Genomic DNA, 19232 nt, shown 5'->3' on the forward strand with positions numbered 1-19232 from the left:
CACAACTTATTGCCAGTCGATCAGACAGTAATGCTTTTTACCGCGACGCAACAGCGTGTAGCGGCCAAACAGGCGGTCGGCGTTGGTAAAGGTGTATTCCGCATTAGACTGTTTTTCGCCATTGACGGTTACCGCATTGGAACCAATCATGGTACGTGCCTGCCCACGTGATGGTACCAGTTCGGCATTGACCAGCGCCTGTTGCAGATCGGCCTCCTTGTCCAACTTGATGGTTGGCATGCCGTCCTGCGCCAACTGCGCGAAGTCCGCTTCGGTCATCTCATGCAGCGCGCCAGAGAACAGGCTCTGCGTGATACGCTGAGCGGCAGCCAGCCCCTCTTCACCATGCACCATGCGCGTCACTTCTTCTGCCAGTACGTACTGGGCGCGTGGCGCTTTGCCGCTGCTGCGGTCTTCGGCTTCCAGCGCATTGATCTCTTCCAGACTCATAAAGGTGAAAAACTTCAGGAAGCGATACACATCGGCATCCGCAGTATTGATCCAGAACTGGTAGAATTTGTACGGGCTGGTTTTTTCTGGCGCCAGCCATACCGCGCCGCCTTCGGTCTTGCCGAATTTAGTGCCGTCGGATTTGGTGATCAACGGTACAGTCAGGCCAAACACCTGCTGCTGATGCATGCGGCGCGTCAGATCGATACCAGAGGTGATGTTACCCCATTGGTCGGAGCCACCGATTTGCAACACCACCTGGTGGCGATGATTCAGTTCGGCAAAATCATAGCCCTGCAGCAGGTTGTAGGAGAATTCGGTAAACGAGATGCCGACATCGTCACGGTTCAGACGCTGTTTGACTGCTTCTTTGTTGATCATCTGGTTAACGGAGAAGTGCTTGCCGATGTCGCGCAGGAAGGTCAGCACGTTCATGCCGCCAAACCAGTCATAGTTGTTGGCGGCAATGGCGCTGTTGCTGCCGCAGTCGAAATCGAGGAACGGCGACACCTGCTTGCGGATTTTGTCGACCCATTCGTTGACGGTTTCGCTGGTATTCAATTTGCGTTCTGCCGCCTTGAAGCTCGGATCGCCGATCAGGCCGGTCGCTCCGCCCACCAGCGCCACCGGTTTGTGGCCGGCCAGTTGGAAACGCTTCAGGCACAGCAGAGGTACCAGATGGCCCAAATGCAAGCTGTCAGCGGTCGGATCGAAGCCGCAATACAGTGCAATTGGCCCTTGCGCCAGTCGCTCTGCTAACGCTTCCTCGTCCGTCACCTGGGCCACCAGGCCCCGCTCTTGCAGTTGTTGAATCAGGTTGATGCTAGCCATCAAGTTCTCCATGTATAAACGAATGCACCTTTGCCGGTACACGGCCTTTCGCCCGCTGGCGAAATAATAAATGTGGATTGACCTGGAATAATTGACGTTGCATCAAGGCAGCGAATGGATTGCGCCGACGCCCGGTCGCGCAACGGCAGCCCGCACAGATGCAGCGTCAATTATTCCGGGCGTATAGAATAAAGCGCCAGCGTCAACTGTGCCAGCGCTTAAAGGGATTTTCCGTCTGTCAGGGCGCCAGTCGGTCAATTTTCCAGTCATTACCATCGCGTTGGTAAAGGAAACGGTCATGCAGACGGTGCTCACCACCCTGCCAAAACTCAACCGAATCAAATCTGACGCGGAACCCGCCCCAGAAACTCGGTAACGGCACCTCGCCAGACTGGAACTTTTGCTTGAGCTCGAGGAATTTGCTTTCCAGCACGCCGCGGGCGGAAATGCGTGAAGACTGCTGGGAAACCCAGGCGCCGATTTGGCTGTCTTTTGGCCGGCTGCTGAAATATTTCATGACTTCCAGCGTCGATAGCCGCTCGGCACTGCCGAGGAAGCTGACCTGACGATCCAGCATGTGCCACGGGAAATGCAGGCTGATCTTGGGGTTATGTGCCAGTTGCTGTGCCTTGCGGCTGCCAAGGTTGGTGTAAAACACCAGGCCTTTGTCGTCGAAGTGCTTGAGCAGCACGATACGCTGATATGGTTGGCCGGTGTCGTCCACCGTAGCCACGCACATGGCGGTGGGATCGGCCAGCCGCGCTTCGCAGGCCTGCTTTAGCCAGCGTTCGAACAACTCCAACGGGTTGGCCGTCAGATCCTGACGGCGCAGGCCGCCTCGGGTATATTCACGGCGCAGGTCCGCAACATCAAATTCATTATTATCAGTCATCTGATTCATTAACCCAGCGAAAAAACGTAAGGGCCATTTTGCGCCTGCCGCGCCAGAATCACAATCTTTGCGGCGCGGCATGCGCCGAATCAGTTCACCAAGGTGCAATCACTCATCACCACTTTGCCATTACGTTCCACAAACGCGTTTTGTCCCTTCGACCAGAACGTGTATTTGTCGTCACCGTATTTGGCCCCCGACGCTGCCAGTTGCTGTTTCAGCGTTAACTGCTGGCCATCCATCAGGAAGCTGGCTGTGCTGTCTGCACCGTTCAACGACACGGTCAGCGGTGTGGTACCGCATTGATAATGCAGGATTTGGCTTTTTTGTGGCAGGAAGTAGCTGCAACCACCCAGCATTAACGCCATGCCGGTAATCATTATTTTCTTCATTGGAAGTTCCTTTTTTAACGCAAGCTCTTCCCTATCCTAACAGAGCTAACGGGCACCCGATGGGAAAACCGGATAAATCCCACCGAGCAGCGTTTCGCGACTGGCACCGGTGACCGACGGCAGGTTACCGGGTTGGCCTGACAGGGTTCGAAAGGCCAGCCAGGCGAAGGCCAGCGCCTCCATATCATCACCGCTGATGCCAAATTCGTCGGTCGTAGACACTTCGGTACCCGGCAGCAGCGCCGACATGCGCGCCATCAGCAACGGGTTGCGCGCGCCACCGCCGCACACCAGCAGACGTTCGCAACCGCCGGCCAGCAAAACCTGCTCGCTGATGGTAGTGGCGGTCAGTTCCACCAGCGTAGTCATGACGTCAACCGCATTAATGGCCGGGATTGCCGCCAACTGCTGTTCCAGCCAGCTGATATTGAAATATTCGCGGCCGGTGCTTTTCGGTGCCGGCAGCGCAAAATACGGATCGGCCAACATCTGCTGTAACAGCGGCAGGCAGACGCGCCCTTCCATCGCCCAGGCCCCGTCTTTGTCATAGGCTCGTTGACAATGACGCCACACCCAGGCATCCAGCAGCATATTGCCCGGCCCGGTATCAAAGCCGCGTACCGGCATCCCCGGCAGCAGCAATGAAAGATTGGCGATACCGCCGATATTGAGCACCATGCGTCGTTCGCCAGGATGCGCCAGCAGCGCCTGATGGAACGCCGGTACCAGCGGTGCACCCTGACCGCCGTAGGCCATATCGCGCCGGCGAAAATCGCCGATGGTGGTGATATTGGTCAACGCGGCAATACGGTTGTTATCACCGAGCTGCATGGAAAAGCGCATCTCACCGTCCGGTTCATGCCAGACGGTCTGACCATGGCAACCGATGGCAGTGATCTCATGCGCCGGCACGCCAGTTTGCTTCAGCAGTCCCAGCACCGCTTCGCCGAATAGCGTGCCGAGCTGCGCATCAAGCCGGCCGACGGCAGACAGCGTAGTAGCCTGGCCCTGACACATGGCGAGAATATCCTTCTTCAGTTGGATAGGCATCGGATGGCTATAACTTGCCTGCTGCGCCACCATGCGTTCATCGATAGCGGCCAGCACCACATCGACCCCATCCAGACTGGTGCCAGACATAACCCCTATATAGCGGCCTGACTTCATAAAGCGATCCTCTTAGCCATCACGGGCATACAACGTTTTTGACTAGATAAATAAACCAGAATTGTGCTATTAACGCCATGAATTATGTTGTATTTTTTCAAGGTTGTGAACAGTACGCCTATTTTCAGCCGACCGCCGCCCAACTGCTTTATTGCTAAACCCAACCTCAACCTTTCGTCTATTATGCGTCAACGCCGTATTAAACCTAAACCACCGTTTAATATTGGTTGAATGGTATAAAGATATGCTTAACACCGAAATCCAACGTGGTGGGACACGCCTCTTTGAGCCATACTTTGGCTAACTTTTGTTGAAGCAGCCTGGGGCGATAGCCAGGTTATGGAATTTTAAATCAGGAGTTTTATATGATTAAACGTCTTATCGTTGTTGCTTTTGCCGGGCTTTCTCTGGTGGGTTGTGCCAATGATTCCATGTCCGGTGACGTCTACTCGGCGTCCCAGGCCAAACAGGTGCAACAGGCGAGCTATGGCACCCTGGTTTCGGTTCGTCCGGTGAAAATCTCGGGCGAAGGCGGTTCTAACATGCTCGGCACCATCGGCGGCGCGGTGATCGGCGGTTTCCTGGGTAACACCATTGGTGGCGGCACCGGGCGTAGCCTGGCTACCGCTGCGGGCGCCGTCGCCGGTGGCGTCGCTGGCGATCAGATTGGCGAAGCCGCAGGCCGCACCTCCGGCGTTGAGCTGGAAATTCGTCCGGACACCAAGGGTGACAATATCATCGTGGTGCAGAAGGCCGGCACCACCAAGTTCAGCCCGGGTCAACGGGTGCGTATGGCACGCTCCGGCAGCACCATCACGGTGTCGCCGCTGTAATTACGCCGACAACAATGAAAAACCGGAGGCCAAGGCCTCCGGTTTGATAACTGATGCTGTAAATGTAATCGTTCAAAAGACAAAATCTATTGTTTGCTTTGTAGTTCTGTAATGTTCTGCTCAAGTTTGCCAATCAGGTTCACCAGCAGTTGGATTTCGTCTGGCGAAATGCCGCTCAAAATTTCATGACGTGTCGATGTAATCACACTGTCTACTTCACGGATAATCGGCTCTGCGGCTTCGGTCAACTTTATGCGCTTTGCTCGCCGATCGTTGGCACAGGTATGGCGACTAATCAACCCCTTCTCTTCCAGTTGGTCCAGCGTCCGAACCAAAGACGGTTGTTCAATGCCGATCGCTTTCGCCAGTTGAATCTGTGACTGTTCAGGCGGCAGGCGATTGATATTGTGCAACGTGACCCAGTGCGTTTGAGTGAGCGCCAACGGCTTGAGCCGATGGTCGATAAGCGCACGCCAAACACGAACCAATCGTGCTAAATCCGCACCTAATGTTGACTCCACTTAACCCTCCTTATAATTAGCATGCTAACATTACCTCCCAGATTGTAGCCTATTTTGAGTAACTCATATTAAAAACACAAATGTATATAATATATATTGTAGAATTCGCCACTAAAACTATCAGTAATTGCGTAACCAGGGTGCAAATATCCAACCTGTTCTGCTCTGGAGATTGTTAATGTGAATACTTCATGGTTACACATTGGATCGCCCCTCACCGATTTGGTGTTAGGTGCATCGCTTTATTTTCCACCAATATTTAGCGCTTTTTTGCTTGGCCTGCTTTTTTGGCTGCTAGCTCATCATCTGTTGCGAGACTGGATTTATTCGGGAGACATTTGGCACCCGATGTTGATGGACCTGTCCATTTTTGTCATCGCCGTTAGCGGCGCCTTATGGATTTTAGCAAGTTGGTAACCTATGAAACGCCAAACCTTAAAATATTTTTCCACGGTGCTGATCTGCGCCATAGCCATTTGCGCCGGCTGGTGGAGCTGGAATTATTATATGCAATCCCCCTGGACGCGCGACGGTAAAATCCGCGCCGAGTTAGTGTCGGTCACGCCCGAAGTTTCTGGCAGATTAGAGAAAATAACCGTGCATGACAATCAGTACGTGGCTGCGGGGAGTCTGATTTTCAGCCTCGATCCGGTTCCCTACCAGCTGGCGTTGGATAACGCCGAGGCCATGCTGGCCAAGGCTGGCTCTGATTTGGCCAAAGCCGAACATGAGTCCTCACGTCGTCGCCATCTGCCACGCAACGTTATTTCTACCGAGGATCTGGATGCGGCGAATTTATCCGCACAGGCAATGAAAGCGGCTTATAAAGCCGCGCAGGCCAACGTCGAACAGGCAAAATGGAATTTAAGCAAAACGCGAATCTATGCGCCAACGGACGGTTATATCACCAATTTACAGGCGCGTATCGGTAACTATGCCCATGCCGGCACCCCACTGGTGGCATTGGTCGATGCGCATTCCTTTTACGCGCTCGGCTATTTTGAAGAAACCAAGTTGAAGAATATTAAGGTTGGCAGCAAGGCCGATATTGTTTTATATAACGGCAACATTCCCTTGCAAGGTCAGGTCGAGAGCATTGGCCGCGCTATTTACGATCAGAGCGTCGAAAGCGGTGGCGATTTATTAATGGACGTCAAACCCAATGTCCCCTGGGTGCGTTTAGCACAACGCGTACCGGTGCGGGTAAAACTGCTGAACGTACCGGCCGATCTTCCCCTGGTAGCCGGTACCACTTGCACCCTCTCGATACATAAGAAAGGTTAATTGGTGAAGCTGTCATTTCCGCAATGGCGCCACACGCCGTGGGGACAGGCGACGCGTGGCCAATGGCGCTACGCGCTGCGTAATTCCATTGCCATGTGCCTGTCGCTGTGGGTGGCGTTTACGCTCAATCTTGATGAGCCATACTGGGCGCTAACCTCGGCGGCGGTGGTGAGTTTCCCTACCGTTGGCGGCGTTATCAGCAAAAGTATCGGCCGCATCATTGGCAGTCTGGTTGGCGCAGCGGCAGCCATGGCGATCGCCGGTCACTGCCTGAACGACCCTTGGCTGTTCACGCTGTTTATCGCCGGTTGGCTCGGTGGCTGCACCTATATTTCCAATCATTATCAAAATAACGTTTCTTATGCTTTCGCCTTGGCGGGCTATACCGCCGCCATCATCGCCTTCAGTACCGTCAACGTGACCGATACGCTGCAAATATTCGATATCGCCCAGGCGCGAGTGTGTGAAGTGATCACCGGCATTCTGTGCGGCGGCTTAATGATGATGATGCTGCCGAGTACCTCGGATGGTGAAGCACTGCTCACCTCGCTGCGCCGCATGCATTTACGGCTGTTGGAGCACGCGGCGATGTTATGGCAATCCGATGTCACCCTACAAATGCGCACCTCGCACGAAAGCGTCATCGGCCAGATCCTGACCATGAATGTGCTACGCATCCAGGCCTTCTGGAGCCATTACCGACTGCGGCGGCAAAATAACCTGCTGAACTATATGTTGCATCAACAGTTGCGCATCACCAGCGTGATTTCCAGCCTGAGGCGCATGCTGCTCAATTGGCCGGATCGTCCGGCCAACCTGCCTGCGGTACTGGAGCAATTGCTGAGCGAGCTGCACGATGCTCAGACCGACAAATATCGTCTGGCAAAGATCCTGCAGCAAATCGCCCCCCACAACGACGCAGACTATCACCACCGCGCTTTCTGGCTACGGCTGCGCCATTTTTGCTGGCTGTATCTTGATGCCAGCCGCTGGCTGCAACGCCTGGAAAGCGCCACACCGATCACTCAGATGCAGCCACCGCACGTCACCGCACTGGCGCGCCATACCGACAGTTACGAAGCGGCATACAACGGGTTGCGTACCTTCCTGTGCATCGTGATCGGCTGTACCTTCTGGATCCATACCCAATGGCAATCCGGCAGCTCGGCATTAACGCTGACCGCCATCAGCTGTGTGCTCTATTCTGCCTCGCCTTCGCCGATAAAAAGCGTCATTACCCTGCTGAAAGCCCTCGTGCTGTTGTCATTCGGCTGCTTTATCGTCAAATTCGGTCTGATGATCCAAATCGACGATTTTTGGGTTTTCTGCGCCTTTTTATGCCCGGTGCTAATCACCATGCAAATGCTGAAGCTGCAAAACCCACCCTACGCGGCGCTGTGGGGGCAATTAATCGTCTTCATGGGGTCATTCCTCAGCGTCACCAATCCGCCGAGCTATGACTATCAGGCCTTCATTAACGACAATCTCGGCAAGCTGGTTGGCGTACTGCTGGCCGGATTGGCATTCCAAGTGTTGCAGCCCAGCTCGGACAAACGCAAAAGCCGGCGAATTATCCGCGCTCTGCGGCGTGATTTTATCGATCAATTAAGCAATAAACCGCAGCAAAGTGAGAGCCGCTTTGAATCGTTGATTTATCACCGCATCAGCCAGCTTAATCAGAGCCAGGATCAGGAGTCGCGCAGCTGGCTGCTACGCTGGGGCGTAGTGCTATTGAACTGCAGTCATATAGTCTGGCAACTGCGCGACTGGCAAACCCGTTCCGATCCGCTGGTGGCGGTGCGAGACGTCTGTATCCACAGTTTGCGCGGTATCATGACCGAAAAGGGAGTGCAGCACCGCTCTCTGGCCGCGTCGCTACAGGAATTACAGCGGATCAGCGGCACCTTGGCACAGCACCCTGAGCCGGCGGCACGCGATCTGGCAGGGTTGATTTGGCGGCTTTATTGCTCACTGCAACAGTTACAGCAGGCAATAACGCCGCCAGAAGACGATGGCACAGCCGAGCCGGCTGGCCAACACTAGAGGTTACTTGATCACGCCACAGGCAAAGCGATCGCCGCCACCGCCCAGAGGTTTTGGATGATCGGCGTGGTTATCGCCGCCGACGTGTACCATTAACGCCTTGCCTTCAATTTCACTGATTTTCTTCAGCCGTGGCGCCAATACCGGATAATCGGCGACGCCGGCGGCAGTCACGTAGATGGCAGGTAAATCGCCCAAATGACCGTCAGCATAGGGCCCCAGGTGCTTACCGGTCTTTTGCGGATCCAGGTGGCCGCCGGCGGCCTGCGCCGCCACCGCCTTGCCCTCTTTCATTGCCGGCTCGCAACTGCCGTTTTCATGCACGTGAAAGCCATGTATTCCGGCCGGCAAGGCTTTCAACTGGGGGGTAAACACCAGGCCGTACGGCGTTTCACTGATGCTCACCTTGCCAATATCCTGGCCAATTCCCTGCGCCGTTACCAAATGCATATCTACCTCTTCCGTCGCCGCCTGGGCAACGCCGCAGGCCATCAGACCAAGGGCAGCACACCAAAAACGTTTCATAAATCAACCTCCAGAGAGTTCCATTGCGGAAGTTTCAGTATAGGCGAAGGCGCGCCGCAACGGCCAGACGATCGGATTGTTATTCAATGGATTCGCATAATAAGAGTTTTCGGTTAATACTTTTTTACCGCCCGTGGTCATCCGACCAGTTGTCGTTCGGCTTATTTTGTATAACCTCCCGCTGCCCAGATTACCGACTATCGCCGGTGCCGGCAGCGAACGTCATAAGGAACTGATATGGGCATCTTTGATTATCGCAATCTCGATGAAGCAGACTCCAAAGCGCTATTTTCCGACGCAATGGCAATTTCCACCTATGCCTACCACAATATCGATAACGGTTTTGCCGCCGGTTATCAGAGCAGCGGCTTTGGTCTGGGTCTGCCGTTAACCCTGGTCACCGCGCTGATCGGCAACGCCAGTTCCCAGGGCGGTTTGCCCGGCATTCCGTGGAACCCTGATTCGGAACAGGCCGCCTTGGCGGAGGTGAACAACGCTGGCTGGTCGCTAGTCAGCGCTGAACAATTGGCCTATCACGGTAAAACGGACGTCCGTGGCACCTATTACGGTGAGGCCAAAGGCTATGAAACCGCCCAGGCCGAAGTGTTAGCGAAGTATGACGCCGCAGGCAAACTCAGCTCGATAGGCATCGCTTTTCGCGGCACCAGCGGCCCGCGAGAATCACTGGTCACCGACACTATTGGCGATGTGATCAACGATCTGCTGGCCGGCTTCGGCCCCGACGGCTATGCCGAAGGCTATACCCAGCACGCCTTCGGTACCTTACTGGGCGATGTGGCTGAATTCGCGCTGGCCAACGGCCTGAGCGGCGATGATATCGTAGTCAGTGGTCATAGCCTTGGCGGACTGGCAGTCAACAGCATGGCCGCGCTGAGCGACAGCCAGTGGGGTGGGTTTTATTCGCAAGCCAACTATCTGGCGTTCGCCTCACCAAGCCAGTTTAAATTCGACAACCGGGTGGCCAATATCGGTTATGAGAACGATCCGGTCTTCCGTGCACTCAACGGCAGCAAATTGACTGCGGCATCGTTGGGCGTGCACGATGCCGCAAAAGCGTCCGCCACCGATAATATCGTCAATTTCAATGACCACTACGCATCCGACATCTGGAACGTGCTGCCGTTTTCCATTTTAAATGTGCCCACCTGGCTGTCGCATTTGCCCTTCGCCTATCAGGATGGCTTGCTGCGCGTGCTGAATTCCGAGTTTTACTCCCTTACGCAGCAGGATTCGACGGTGATCGTCTCCAACCTGTCCGACGTCACCCGCGGCAATACCTGGGTACAAGACTTGAATCGCAATGCCCAGTCGCACAGCGGTCCGACCTTTATTATTGGCAGCGACGGCGACGATTTAATCAAAGGTGGCAGAGGCAATGATTTTCTTGAAGGGCGTGCCGGCGATGACACCTTCCGCGATGACGGTGGCTTCAACCTTATTCTGGCAGGTGAAGGAAAAAACACTCTGGATCTGCAACGCTCACTGCAAACGCAAGAAATCGCTTACGACGGTGAAACGCTGTACCTGCGCGATGGCGGCGGCGAAAACCTGACGTTGGCGCAAGGAATTGGCACGCTGAGCACCAAAGAGTCACACCCCTGGTGGCCGCTGAGCAAACAGATGAATTATCAGGTCAGCGACGACGGACTGCACGCTGAGCATGACGTCAAGAGCTATGCCGTTTCAGAACGCGGTGACGCTGCGGATAATATCCTTACCGCTCAGGTCGCCAATGGCTGGCTGTTTGGTATGGCGGGCAACGATAAACTGGTTGGTTCGAGCGGCGATGATACTCTGGTCGGCGGTGCCGGCAACGATCATTTGCACGGCAACGGCGGCAACAATACCTTCCTGTTCAGCGGCGAGTTCGGCCATGACACGCTGTATGGCCTGCAGAGCAATGACCGGCTGGTATTTATCGGTAGCGGCGCCAGCGGCGATTATCGCAACTATCTCAGCGAAGTAGACAACAATCTGGTGTTGACGCTGGGCGACAACAGCGTAACGCTGGTCGGCATCACTACGCAGGCGCTAAGTGGCGATCAACTGATACTGGCCTAGACACCCATGCCGGGCAGCGCAGGCTGCTCGGCACACGCGCAATATTATGGAACGTCGTACCCCAGTGCCGCTTTACGAATACGGAACCACTGTTCGCGGCTCAATGCCAGTTTCTGTGCTTTCAACGCCGAACGCACCCGTTCGATTTTGCCAGAGCCGACGATCGGCAGCGGCATCGACGGCAGACGCATCACCCAGGCGTAAACCACCTGCTCGATGGTTTCGGCGCTAATTTCGCCGGCCACGGCCTGCAGCTCATCGCGCAGCGGCTGGAATTCGGCATCGCTGAACAGACGCCCGCCCCCAAGGCAAGACCAGGCCATCGGCTTGATACGCAATTGCTGGCACTGATCGAGCGTACCGTCGAGGATCGCCGGCTGGTGAATCGGCGAAATCTCGACCTGATTGGTGACCAGGGAAAACGGCAGGCGGGATTGCAGCAGGGTAAACTGCGCCGGGGTGAAGTTGGACACGCCGAAGTGGCGTACCTTGCCGCTCTTGTGCAGCGCCACGAACGCTTCGGCCACGTCGTCGGCATCCATCAGCGGATCGGGACGGTGGATCAACAGCAGGTCAAGGTAATCGGTGTGCAGATGTTTTAGCGACTGTTCCGCACTGCTGACGATATGGTCACGATCGGTGATGTAGTGGCCGATCGGATTACCCGGTCTGGCGGTGGTGGCAATACCGCATTTGCTGACCAATTCCATGCTGTGACGCAGCGACGGTTTTAACCGCATCGCCTCACCAAAAGCCTGCTCACAGGCATAGCCGCCATAAATATCCGCATGATCGGCGGTCGTAACGCCCAGCTCAACGTGTTGTTCGATAAACCCCAGCAACTGCTGCGGCGACATTCCCCACTCCATTAAACGCCAATAACCGCAAATCATACGTGAGAATTCCGGCCCTTGCGGTGCAAGTTGAACGCGATTAACCATCATAAAACCTCATAAAATTGTTTGCCCTTAGCATACACAAGCCATTTGGACAGGGAAACGCACGGCAGCACCGGAACGTGCGTCAGATCGTCAAACGGGCAAATAAATAAAGTGACTTAAAACAGCGAGGGTTGTTCGGGGTGCGGCTCGTCGGGCTGTTTGTGCGCGCGTTGCAGACGCAGCAGGCGTTGGCGACACAGGCGCAGCACGTCGCGCTTTTGCGCGTCGCTCATTTGCATCCAGCCAAACCGTTCCTCGCGGCTGCGCAGGCAGCCACGGCAAAAACCGCGCTCGTCAGCCTGACAGATGCCGCGACACGGGCTGGGAATGTCGAAGAACTCTAATTGCTGCGCCACACGCCCTCCTGAATCATCCTTTAATTGAAGACGTCATCACCGTCAATGGCAAGCGGCTTTTCCGCCATACGGCGAAAATAATCACGCAAATAGCGCAGCGCCTGGCGCGTTTTTTCCGGCATGGCACGTTCCAGCGTCAAGGCATGCAGTCGAAACGCCGAGGGTCGCCAGGCCGGCAACAGCGCAATCAGCTCCCCGCGCCGCAGTTCGTCGCCGATTTCGTACAGCGGCTGGCCGGAAATTCCCAGCCCCATGCGGGTAAAGGCGCGCATCACATTCATGCTGCCGCTGATAATCTGCCCTTCGGCCTTACGCAGCTTGAACACCTCGCCGGACTGATGGTGCAAATCAAGATGAACGCCGGCATGGCCGCCGGTGATCCAGCGATGATGCACCAGCTGCTGCGGCGTTTCCGGCACGCCGTACTGACTGAGATAACGCGGTGCGGCGCACAGTACTATCGGCCATTCGCTGAGCGGATGCGCAATCATCGTGGCGTCGGCCAGTTGCCGATTGACGCGCAGCGAAATATCCACCCGCTGTTCAATCATATTCACGACCTGGTCGTCCGCCAGTACCCGCAGTGTCAGTTTGGGATGCGCCAGCAGCAGCGGTGACAACGCCTCCGCCAGCGGCCCACCGCCAATGCCGACGGCGGTGGCAATACGCAGTTCGCCGACCAGCGTATCGCGCAGCTCCGCCAGCCGCTGCTCCGCCTGCTGTGCCTGTTGCAACATCGCTTCGCAACCGGGGTAAAAGGCTTCGCCCGCTTCGGTCAGCGCCAGACTGCGCGTGGAGCGGTGCAATAGCGGCACCCCGAGCGCCTTTTCCAGTGAACGCATATGCTGACTGACTGCCGACGGCGACATGCCCAGCCGCCGCGCCGCGCCGGTCAGCGATCCTTCGGCTACCACCATGGCAAATATTGCCATCCGATTGAGCTTATCCATCATTATGAAGTTTTACTTAATCTAGAAAGTATGAATATGCCACTAATCACCAAGATTGTTAAGGTCTACAGTATATTCATCACCACGAGCGTTGCCGCTCACCCCTTATCACTGACCGGTTAATTGCCACAGGAGCAAATCAGATGAAGATTACCGTTATTGGAGCAACAGGTTTTGTTGGTCGTCGCGTTGTCGATGAAGCACTGGCACGTGGGCTGGAGGTCACCGCCATCGCTCGTCAGAAAAAAGATCTGCCGGATAATGCCAATTTGCATATCGCGCTTGGCGATATTGCCGATACGGCCTGGCTGAGCCAGCAGTTGCACGGTCAGGATGCGGCGATCAGCGCCTATAACCCAGGTTGGGGCGAAGATGATCTGTATGAAAAAACCGCCACGGGTCTGCAACAAATCATCAGCGCGGTGGAGCAATCCGGCGTCAAGCGTCTGTTGGTGGTCGGCGGTGCCGGTAGTCTGGAAGTCGCGCCAGGCGTCGAGCTGGTCGATACGCCGGAGTTCCCGGAAAATATCCGCCCTGGCGCTAAAGCCGTGCGCGAACTTCGCAATAGACTGCGGCAGCAAAGCACGCTTGACTGGACCTATCTGTCACCAGCCGCACTGCTGGAACCCGGCCAACGCACCGGTCAATTCCGCCTTGGCACCACGTCGCTGTTGATGAATGGCTCGGCGCCTGCCAGCATTTCGGTCGAAGACCTGGCCGTAGCCATCCTTGACGAAATCGAACATCCGCAGTTTATCAAAGCGCAATTCACCGCCGCCTATTAATAGCTCGCCGGCTACGCATAGCCGTAGCCGGCCCCCGTTAAATCAATCCTCACCCTCCTCCGTCAGACTGAATCTCTAAGGTTATCTTAAGTTTCATGGTGTAGATTTCTTGCCATTACCCCCTTTAGGATAGCAATGCAGCAATGTGGTTACGTCAGCGGTTACACTGTAACAGTCTGGGATTTATTCTCGCCAGCGCCCTGTTTTTCACCGTCTTTCAGAACGCGCTATTTTTGCATCAGGCGTGGTCGTACATTCACTTTGAAAATCTGAACAGCGTTATTTTTGCCGCCAGTATGCCGGTGGTAATTTTCTGTGCGCTCAATATGATTTTCAGCATATTGACCGTACCTTATCTGCGCAAACCACTGATTATCCTGTTGTTGCTTGGCAGCGCAACGGCCAACTATTTCATGTTCAGCTACGGCGTGGTGATCGACGGCAACATGATGCAAAACGCCTTTGAAACCAACCCGCAGGAGGCCACCGCCCTGCTGACTCCGCGCATGGGGCTGTGGCTGATGCTGCTGGGGGTGCTGCCGGCGGTAGTGGTATGTTTTGTCACTATTCGCCAAACCCGCCCATGGTGGTACATGTTCGGCTTGCGCGCTGCCAACATCATGCTGTCTGTGGTGGTGATTCTGCTGATCGCCGCGTTCTTCTATAAAGACTATGCCTCGTTGATTCGCAACAATAAGAGCGTGGTCAAGATGCTGACACCATCCGATTTTATTGCCGGTACTCTGAAGTTTACCGAACAGCGCTACTTCACCCGCAACCTGCCGCTGGTCACCATCGGTGAAGATGCGCACAAAGGCCCGGCCATTGCCGCCGAGCAAAAGAAAACGCTGGTGATTCTGGTGGTTGGCGAAACGGCGCGTGCAGAAAATTTCTCGCTGGGAGGCTACGCGCGCGAAACCAACCCGCGGCTCAAACAGGACAAGGTGATTTACTTCCAACACGCCAGCTCTTGCGGTACTGAAACTGCCATCTCGGTGCCGTGCATGTTTTCCAATATGCCGCGCAGCGATTACGACGCCACGCTGGCCAGCCACCAGGAAGGTATGCTGGATGTGCTGGCACACGCGGGTGTCAATGTACTGTGGCGTGAAAACGATGGCGGTTGCAAAGGCGCGTGCGACCGCGTGCCGCATATCGACATGACCCAGTTGAAACTGCCGCAGGATTGCGACGGCGAGGTGTGCATGGACAACGTACTGCTATACAGGCTGAATGATTACCTCAACGGCCTGAAAGGCGACGGCGTGATCGTGCTGCACCAGATGGGCAGCCATGGTCCGGCCTATTACCGCCGCAGCAGCGCCGAATTTCATCGCTTCACGCCAACCTGCGACAGCAATCAGATTCAGGATTGCAGCCATCAGCAACTGGTCAATACCTATGACAACTCGTTGCTATACACCGACGCCATGCTGGATAAAACGATCAAGCTGCTGCAACAATACGATAGCCGCTTTAACACGGCGATGGTCTATCTGTCCGATCACGGCGAATCGCTGGGGGAAAACGGCATGTATCTGCACGGCACGCCGTATATGTTTGCGCCAAGCCAACAGACTCATATACCGATGCTGCTGTGGATGTCGGAGGATTATCAGCGCAACTTCGCCATCAACCGTCAGTGTCTGCAAACGCAGGCGCAGCAAGGTGAAGTTTCGCAGGACAACCTGTTCCATACCCTGCTCGGCATGTTAAACGTCCAGACTCGTCAATATCAGCCGCAACTGGATATTCTGCAACGCTGCCGCAATGGCAACGCTTAACGTCGGTGCGGCGCTGAGGCACAATAGAGTCGATCCTGACCGGTGTTTATACACCGGTTTTTTTACCCCCTACTTGACCTAGACCAATCGGTCTATTATTCTCTGCCACATTATGACAAAACATACGCATTGCAACACCGATACACGTGAACACCTGCTGGCCACCGGCGAGTGCCTGAGCTTACGTCTGGGCTTTACCGGCATGGGACTGAGCGAACTGCTGACCACCGCCGGCGTGCCAAAAGGCTCGTTCTATCACTATTTTCGCTCGAAGGAAGCCTTCGGCGAAGCGATGTTGCAACGCTATTTTGAACATTACGATGTGGAAATGCAGGCGCTGTTTAACGACAACAGCAGCGATGCGCGCCACCAGTTGTTGAGCTACTACGCACAGGCCATTAGCTACCATTGCCGCAGCGAATGCCATAACTCCTGTCTGGCGGTGAAACTGTCCGCCGAGGTCAGCGATCTGTCGGAACCAATGCGTCACGCGTTGGAAACCGGCAGCGCACAGGTAATTAGCCGCTTGCAGAATGCCATTGAGCGCGGCATCGCCGAAGGTTCGCTGATGGTCGCCATGAGCCCGGCCACCACCGCAGAAACGCTGTACGCGCTGTGGCTAGGGGCATCGTTACGCGCCAAGATCCGCCGTTCGGTCGCGCCGTTGACCAGCGCGCTGGAAAGCATAGAGTTATTACTGCGTTCGCCGTAGCCTTAATCACCATCCCATAACAGAAGATTTTTAAACCTGTATTTTTATTAGCCATTAACTAGTCGACCGGTCTATTAAATAGGATGCATTATGAAGATTGAAAAATTGTTCACCCCGATCCAGGTTGGCGCTCATACGCTGCCAAACCGCGTATTTATGGCTCCGCTGACCCGTCTGCGTAGCATTGAACCGGGTGATATTCCTACCCCACTCATGGCCGAGTACTATGCACAACGCGCCGGCGCCGGTCTGGTGATCACCGAAGCGACTCAGATTTCTTTCCAGGCAAAAGGCTATGCCGGCGCACCAGGGCTGCACACCCCGGAGCAGATTGCTGCGTGGAAAAAAATTACCCAGGCGGTGCATGATAAAAACGGTCATATCGCCGTACAGCTGTGGCACGTAGGTCGTATTTCCCATGACAGCCTGCAACCAGGCCAACAGGCACCGGTTGCGCCTTCGGCGATCAATGCCGACACCCGTACTACCGTGCGTGATGAAACCGGCGCCTGGGTCCGTGTGCCAACCTCCACGCCACGCGCGCTGGAAACCGCCGAGATCCCGGGCATCGTCAACGATTTCCGCCAGGCTACCGCCAACGCACGCGAAGCGGGCTTTGACTATATTGAGCTGCACGCGGCGCACGGTTATCTGCTGCATCAATTTATGGCGCCGGCTTCCAATCAGCGTACCGATCAATACGGCGGCAGCATTGAAAATCGTACCCGCCTGACGCTGGAAGTGGTTGACGCCAGCATTGATGAATGGGGCGCCGAGCACGTCGGCATCCGCATTTCACCGCTCGGTCCGTTCAACGGACTGGATAACGGCGAAGATCAGGAAGAAGCGGCGTTGTATCTGATAACAGAGCTGAACAAACGCAATATTGCCTTCCTGCATATTTCCGAACCGGATTGGGCCGGTGGCAAACCTTACTCCGATGCCTTCCGCGATGCGGTGCGCGCCCGCTTCAAAGGGGTGATTGTTGGCGCCGGTGCCTATACCGCCGAAAAAGCCGAAACCCTGATCGAAAAAGGCTTTATCGACGCGGTGGCGTTTGGCCGTGCCTACATCGCCAACCCGGATCTGGCGGAGCGCCTGCAACAAAACGCCCCGCTGAATGAACCGCAACCGGAAACCTTTTACGGTGGCGGTGCGCAAGGTTATACCGATTACCCTTTTCTATCTAAAAGTTAATTAATAAAGCATTGAAATTCAACCGGTTGAAGTTATTTCCCAACCGGTTTTTATTTTTGTGGCGACAAAATGGCGACACAAAAATACGCCGCCAATTTGTTATCGCTCCCCACGCAGCCATGCAATCGCCAGGGTGATTAAGTACCCCACAACGAAGAAGCCAACAAATCCTGCGACTTTCATCACGGCCCCATCAAGTAAGAAAAGCGACATGAAAGCAGCAATCGCGCAAACCCCGGTTACTATCGCTTCCAAAACGTGAGAAGCACCTAACCCCACATACTTAGTTAGTTTTCTGGTCAGAGAGGATTTTGCAGAGTTCATTCTGAATACCTTTACATATCATTGGATGGCTATTAATAAATTGGAGATACGGCTCTAATTGTTCCTCAACCAAGAAATATGCCATATCTAAATTTAGTACTGACACCTTCCGGTATGTTTGAGGGAATTTAACCTGCATTCGTCTGGATGCCTGCGATGCTTCCTCTATAAGCCCCTGTATCATCACAAGGTTAAGGGTGAACGAAGCGCCAAAACGAACAAACTGTTTATACGCTAATGCAGAAGTCGCTTTCCTGAGCATCATGTGAGCCGCAAATTGCGCCAATGCAAATTGGCCTCCAGTTCGCCCACCAAGACGACCGGCACCATATGCTAATTTGTTATTGATTGACTCTTTGCCTGTGGCATCCAATTTCTGATAGAAATCTGTGATCACTATAGTGATGAGGCGGCGCAAGGGTTCTTCGCTATTACCCATCGACTTGACCATTCGGGCGAAACGTTCGGTTTCATTTTGGTTTCTGGTTTTGAGGCTACTACCAGCCAATCCAGAGCCTTGCCAAGTTCGAACAACGCCATGATACATACCACTGGGGATGGTCGAAATACCATCCAAAATCCCATGTGCAATTTGCTTTGCGTCCATAAATTTTCCTTAAGCACACGTTGTTCAGGCCAGAGAATAACCAAACAACAAATCGATTACCAATTCACGCGTTTTTCAGTTCTCTCGGCACGTCCTAAATGCCTCCCAACCCTTGCCGCGCTTGGTGTCACGAACTTTTCTCCAAAACTCTAACGATCCTTACCAGCAAGCATAAAGCCCACGCAAAAAAACTTTTCCCTTAATTTTCAATCAACTGACTTTTTACCGAGGTCCTGCCGAGATCGTCAAAACTGAAAAAAGCTGAAATCCGTTTCAACGTTTTCAGTTTCGCCTTGTTCGCAAAACCCCAGCAGCGGCGCGGCCTGGCGGGGTGATTTGTAGAAAAATAAAACTGAAAAATTTTTATGATCCAAATTGCGCAGGCGGGTGCGGTGTAGTGCCGTTTCCGTGGCAGATACGTTGATTTCGTGGCGATTATGCCACGCTGGCGGCTCATTACGCTGGCGATCGTTTTTGTTAGCGGGGATTGTAGATGCAGAACTGAAGGGCGCAGAGGGACGTACAGGACGCCAGATTACAGGCATAAAAAAGCCCG

The 19232-nt window shown here is 54.6% G+C and carries 20 protein-coding genes; 9 read left to right on the forward strand and 11 right to left on the reverse strand.

Features of this window, described 5'->3' with window-relative positions:
• Nucleotides 1-6: 6 nt before the first annotated feature.
• The 4 genes from tyrS to anmK all read right to left on the reverse strand — a co-directional run bounded on the left by tyrS (nucleotide 7) and on the right by anmK (nucleotide 3732).
• On the reverse strand, nucleotides 7-1281 hold the full coding sequence (gene tyrS / locus NYE85_RS16860) for a tyrosine--tRNA ligase (RefSeq protein WP_259005878.1): 1275 nt from the start codon (nucleotides 1279-1281) through the stop codon (nucleotides 7-9).
• A 238-nt stretch (nucleotides 1282-1519) separates the two neighbouring features.
• Complete coding sequence (gene pdxH / locus NYE85_RS16865; protein WP_259005879.1) at nucleotides 1520-2173, reverse strand: pyridoxamine 5'-phosphate oxidase; 654 nt, start codon at nucleotides 2171-2173, stop codon at nucleotides 1520-1522.
• 89 nt (nucleotides 2174-2262) lie between these two features.
• Entirely contained in the window at nucleotides 2263-2565 is a 303-nt protein-coding gene (locus NYE85_RS16870) for an MliC family protein (RefSeq protein ID WP_259005880.1), read from the reverse strand.
• Nucleotides 2566-2610: 45 nt separating this feature from the next.
• The gene (anmK, locus tag NYE85_RS16875) at nucleotides 2611-3732 is read right to left on the reverse strand and encodes an anhydro-N-acetylmuramic acid kinase (protein WP_259005881.1); all 1122 of its coding nucleotides are present in this window, start codon (nucleotides 3730-3732) and stop codon (nucleotides 2611-2613) included.
• Between the two features lie 365 nt (nucleotides 3733-4097).
• Here anmK and NYE85_RS16880 point away from each other — a divergent pair, with 365 nt between their 5' ends.
• Entirely contained in the window at nucleotides 4098-4565 is a 468-nt protein-coding gene (locus NYE85_RS16880; protein ID WP_004963455.1) for a glycine zipper 2TM domain-containing protein, read from the forward strand.
• A gap of 86 nt (nucleotides 4566-4651) precedes the next feature.
• Here the strand turns inward: NYE85_RS16880 and slyA are convergent, their stop codons facing one another.
• Nucleotides 4652-5086: a transcriptional regulator SlyA gene (gene slyA, locus NYE85_RS16885; RefSeq protein ID WP_259005882.1), complete on the reverse strand. Its 435-nt coding sequence runs from the start codon at nucleotides 5084-5086 to the stop codon at nucleotides 4652-4654.
• Nucleotides 5087-5266: 180 nt separating this feature from the next.
• Between slyA and NYE85_RS16890 the strand changes: the two genes are divergently transcribed.
• Genes NYE85_RS16890 through NYE85_RS16900 form a run of 3 tightly spaced genes read left to right on the forward strand, consistent with a single transcriptional unit; the run spans nucleotide 5267 to nucleotide 8413 of the window.
• Nucleotides 5267-5503: a DUF1656 domain-containing protein gene (locus NYE85_RS16890; RefSeq protein WP_259005883.1), complete on the forward strand. Its 237-nt coding sequence runs from the start codon at nucleotides 5267-5269 to the stop codon at nucleotides 5501-5503.
• Nucleotides 5504-5506: 3 nt separating this feature from the next.
• Nucleotides 5507-6370 carry an HlyD family secretion protein gene (locus tag NYE85_RS16895; protein ID WP_259005884.1) on the forward strand — a complete coding sequence of 288 codons (864 nt, stop codon included), beginning with the start codon at nucleotides 5507-5509 and terminating at the stop codon, nucleotides 6368-6370.
• Nucleotides 6371-6373: 3 nt separating this feature from the next.
• Nucleotides 6374-8413, forward strand: coding sequence for an FUSC family protein (locus NYE85_RS16900; protein WP_259005885.1), 2040 nt, complete (start codon nucleotides 6374-6376; stop codon nucleotides 8411-8413).
• A gap of 3 nt (nucleotides 8414-8416) precedes the next feature.
• Here NYE85_RS16900 and sodC read toward each other — a convergent pair whose 3' ends face one another.
• Complete coding sequence (gene sodC, locus NYE85_RS16905) at nucleotides 8417-8938, reverse strand: superoxide dismutase [Cu-Zn] SodC (RefSeq protein WP_259005886.1); 522 nt, start codon at nucleotides 8936-8938, stop codon at nucleotides 8417-8419.
• Between the two features lie 237 nt (nucleotides 8939-9175).
• Between sodC and NYE85_RS16910 the strand changes: the two genes are divergently transcribed.
• Entirely contained in the window at nucleotides 9176-11020 is a 1845-nt protein-coding gene (locus tag NYE85_RS16910; protein ID WP_259005887.1) for a polyurethanase, read from the forward strand.
• A 44-nt stretch (nucleotides 11021-11064) separates the two neighbouring features.
• Here the strand turns inward: NYE85_RS16910 and NYE85_RS16915 are convergent, their stop codons facing one another.
• The 3 genes from NYE85_RS16915 to NYE85_RS16925 all read right to left on the reverse strand — a co-directional run bounded on the left by NYE85_RS16915 (nucleotide 11065) and on the right by NYE85_RS16925 (nucleotide 13267).
• The gene (locus NYE85_RS16915) at nucleotides 11065-11961 is read right to left on the reverse strand and encodes an aldo/keto reductase family oxidoreductase (protein ID WP_259006357.1); all 897 of its coding nucleotides are present in this window, start codon (nucleotides 11959-11961) and stop codon (nucleotides 11065-11067) included.
• A 116-nt stretch (nucleotides 11962-12077) separates the two neighbouring features.
• Entirely contained in the window at nucleotides 12078-12317 is a 240-nt protein-coding gene (locus NYE85_RS16920) for a DUF1289 domain-containing protein (RefSeq protein WP_259005888.1), read from the reverse strand.
• Nucleotides 12318-12337: 20 nt separating this feature from the next.
• Nucleotides 12338-13267 (reverse strand): LysR substrate-binding domain-containing protein, encoded by a 930-nt coding sequence (locus NYE85_RS16925; RefSeq protein ID WP_259006358.1) that lies wholly within the window; start codon nucleotides 13265-13267, stop codon nucleotides 12338-12340.
• A 143-nt stretch (nucleotides 13268-13410) separates the two neighbouring features.
• Here NYE85_RS16925 and NYE85_RS16930 point away from each other — a divergent pair, with 143 nt between their 5' ends.
• From NYE85_RS16930 to NYE85_RS16945, 4 genes are all read left to right on the forward strand, one after another.
• Entirely contained in the window at nucleotides 13411-14052 is a 642-nt protein-coding gene (locus NYE85_RS16930; RefSeq protein ID WP_259005889.1) for an NAD(P)-dependent oxidoreductase, read from the forward strand.
• 143 nt (nucleotides 14053-14195) lie between these two features.
• On the forward strand, nucleotides 14196-15836 hold the full coding sequence (gene eptA, locus NYE85_RS16935) for a phosphoethanolamine transferase EptA (RefSeq protein ID WP_259005890.1): 1641 nt from the start codon (nucleotides 14196-14198) through the stop codon (nucleotides 15834-15836).
• 112 nt (nucleotides 15837-15948) lie between these two features.
• Nucleotides 15949-16548 (forward strand): TetR/AcrR family transcriptional regulator, encoded by a 600-nt coding sequence (locus NYE85_RS16940; RefSeq protein WP_259005891.1) that lies wholly within the window; start codon nucleotides 15949-15951, stop codon nucleotides 16546-16548.
• 90 nt (nucleotides 16549-16638) lie between these two features.
• Nucleotides 16639-17745, forward strand: coding sequence for an alkene reductase (locus NYE85_RS16945; RefSeq protein WP_259005892.1), 1107 nt, complete (start codon nucleotides 16639-16641; stop codon nucleotides 17743-17745).
• A gap of 283 nt (nucleotides 17746-18028) precedes the next feature.
• On the opposite strand, the gene NYE85_RS16950 is transcribed toward NYE85_RS16945, so the two are convergent.
• Both NYE85_RS16950 and NYE85_RS16955 read right to left on the reverse strand, forming a co-directional pair.
• Nucleotides 18029-18676 (reverse strand): hypothetical protein, encoded by a 648-nt coding sequence (locus tag NYE85_RS16950; RefSeq protein WP_259005893.1) that lies wholly within the window; start codon nucleotides 18674-18676, stop codon nucleotides 18029-18031.
• Between the two features lie 245 nt (nucleotides 18677-18921).
• Nucleotides 18922-19221: a hypothetical protein gene (locus tag NYE85_RS16955; RefSeq protein WP_259005894.1), complete on the reverse strand. Its 300-nt coding sequence runs from the start codon at nucleotides 19219-19221 to the stop codon at nucleotides 18922-18924.
• Between the last annotated feature and the right edge of the window lie 11 nt (nucleotides 19222-19232).

Source organism: Serratia sp. AKBS12 (genome assembly GCF_024793895.1).
In the GTDB taxonomy this organism is placed as follows: domain Bacteria; phylum Pseudomonadota; class Gammaproteobacteria; order Enterobacterales; family Enterobacteriaceae; genus Serratia_F.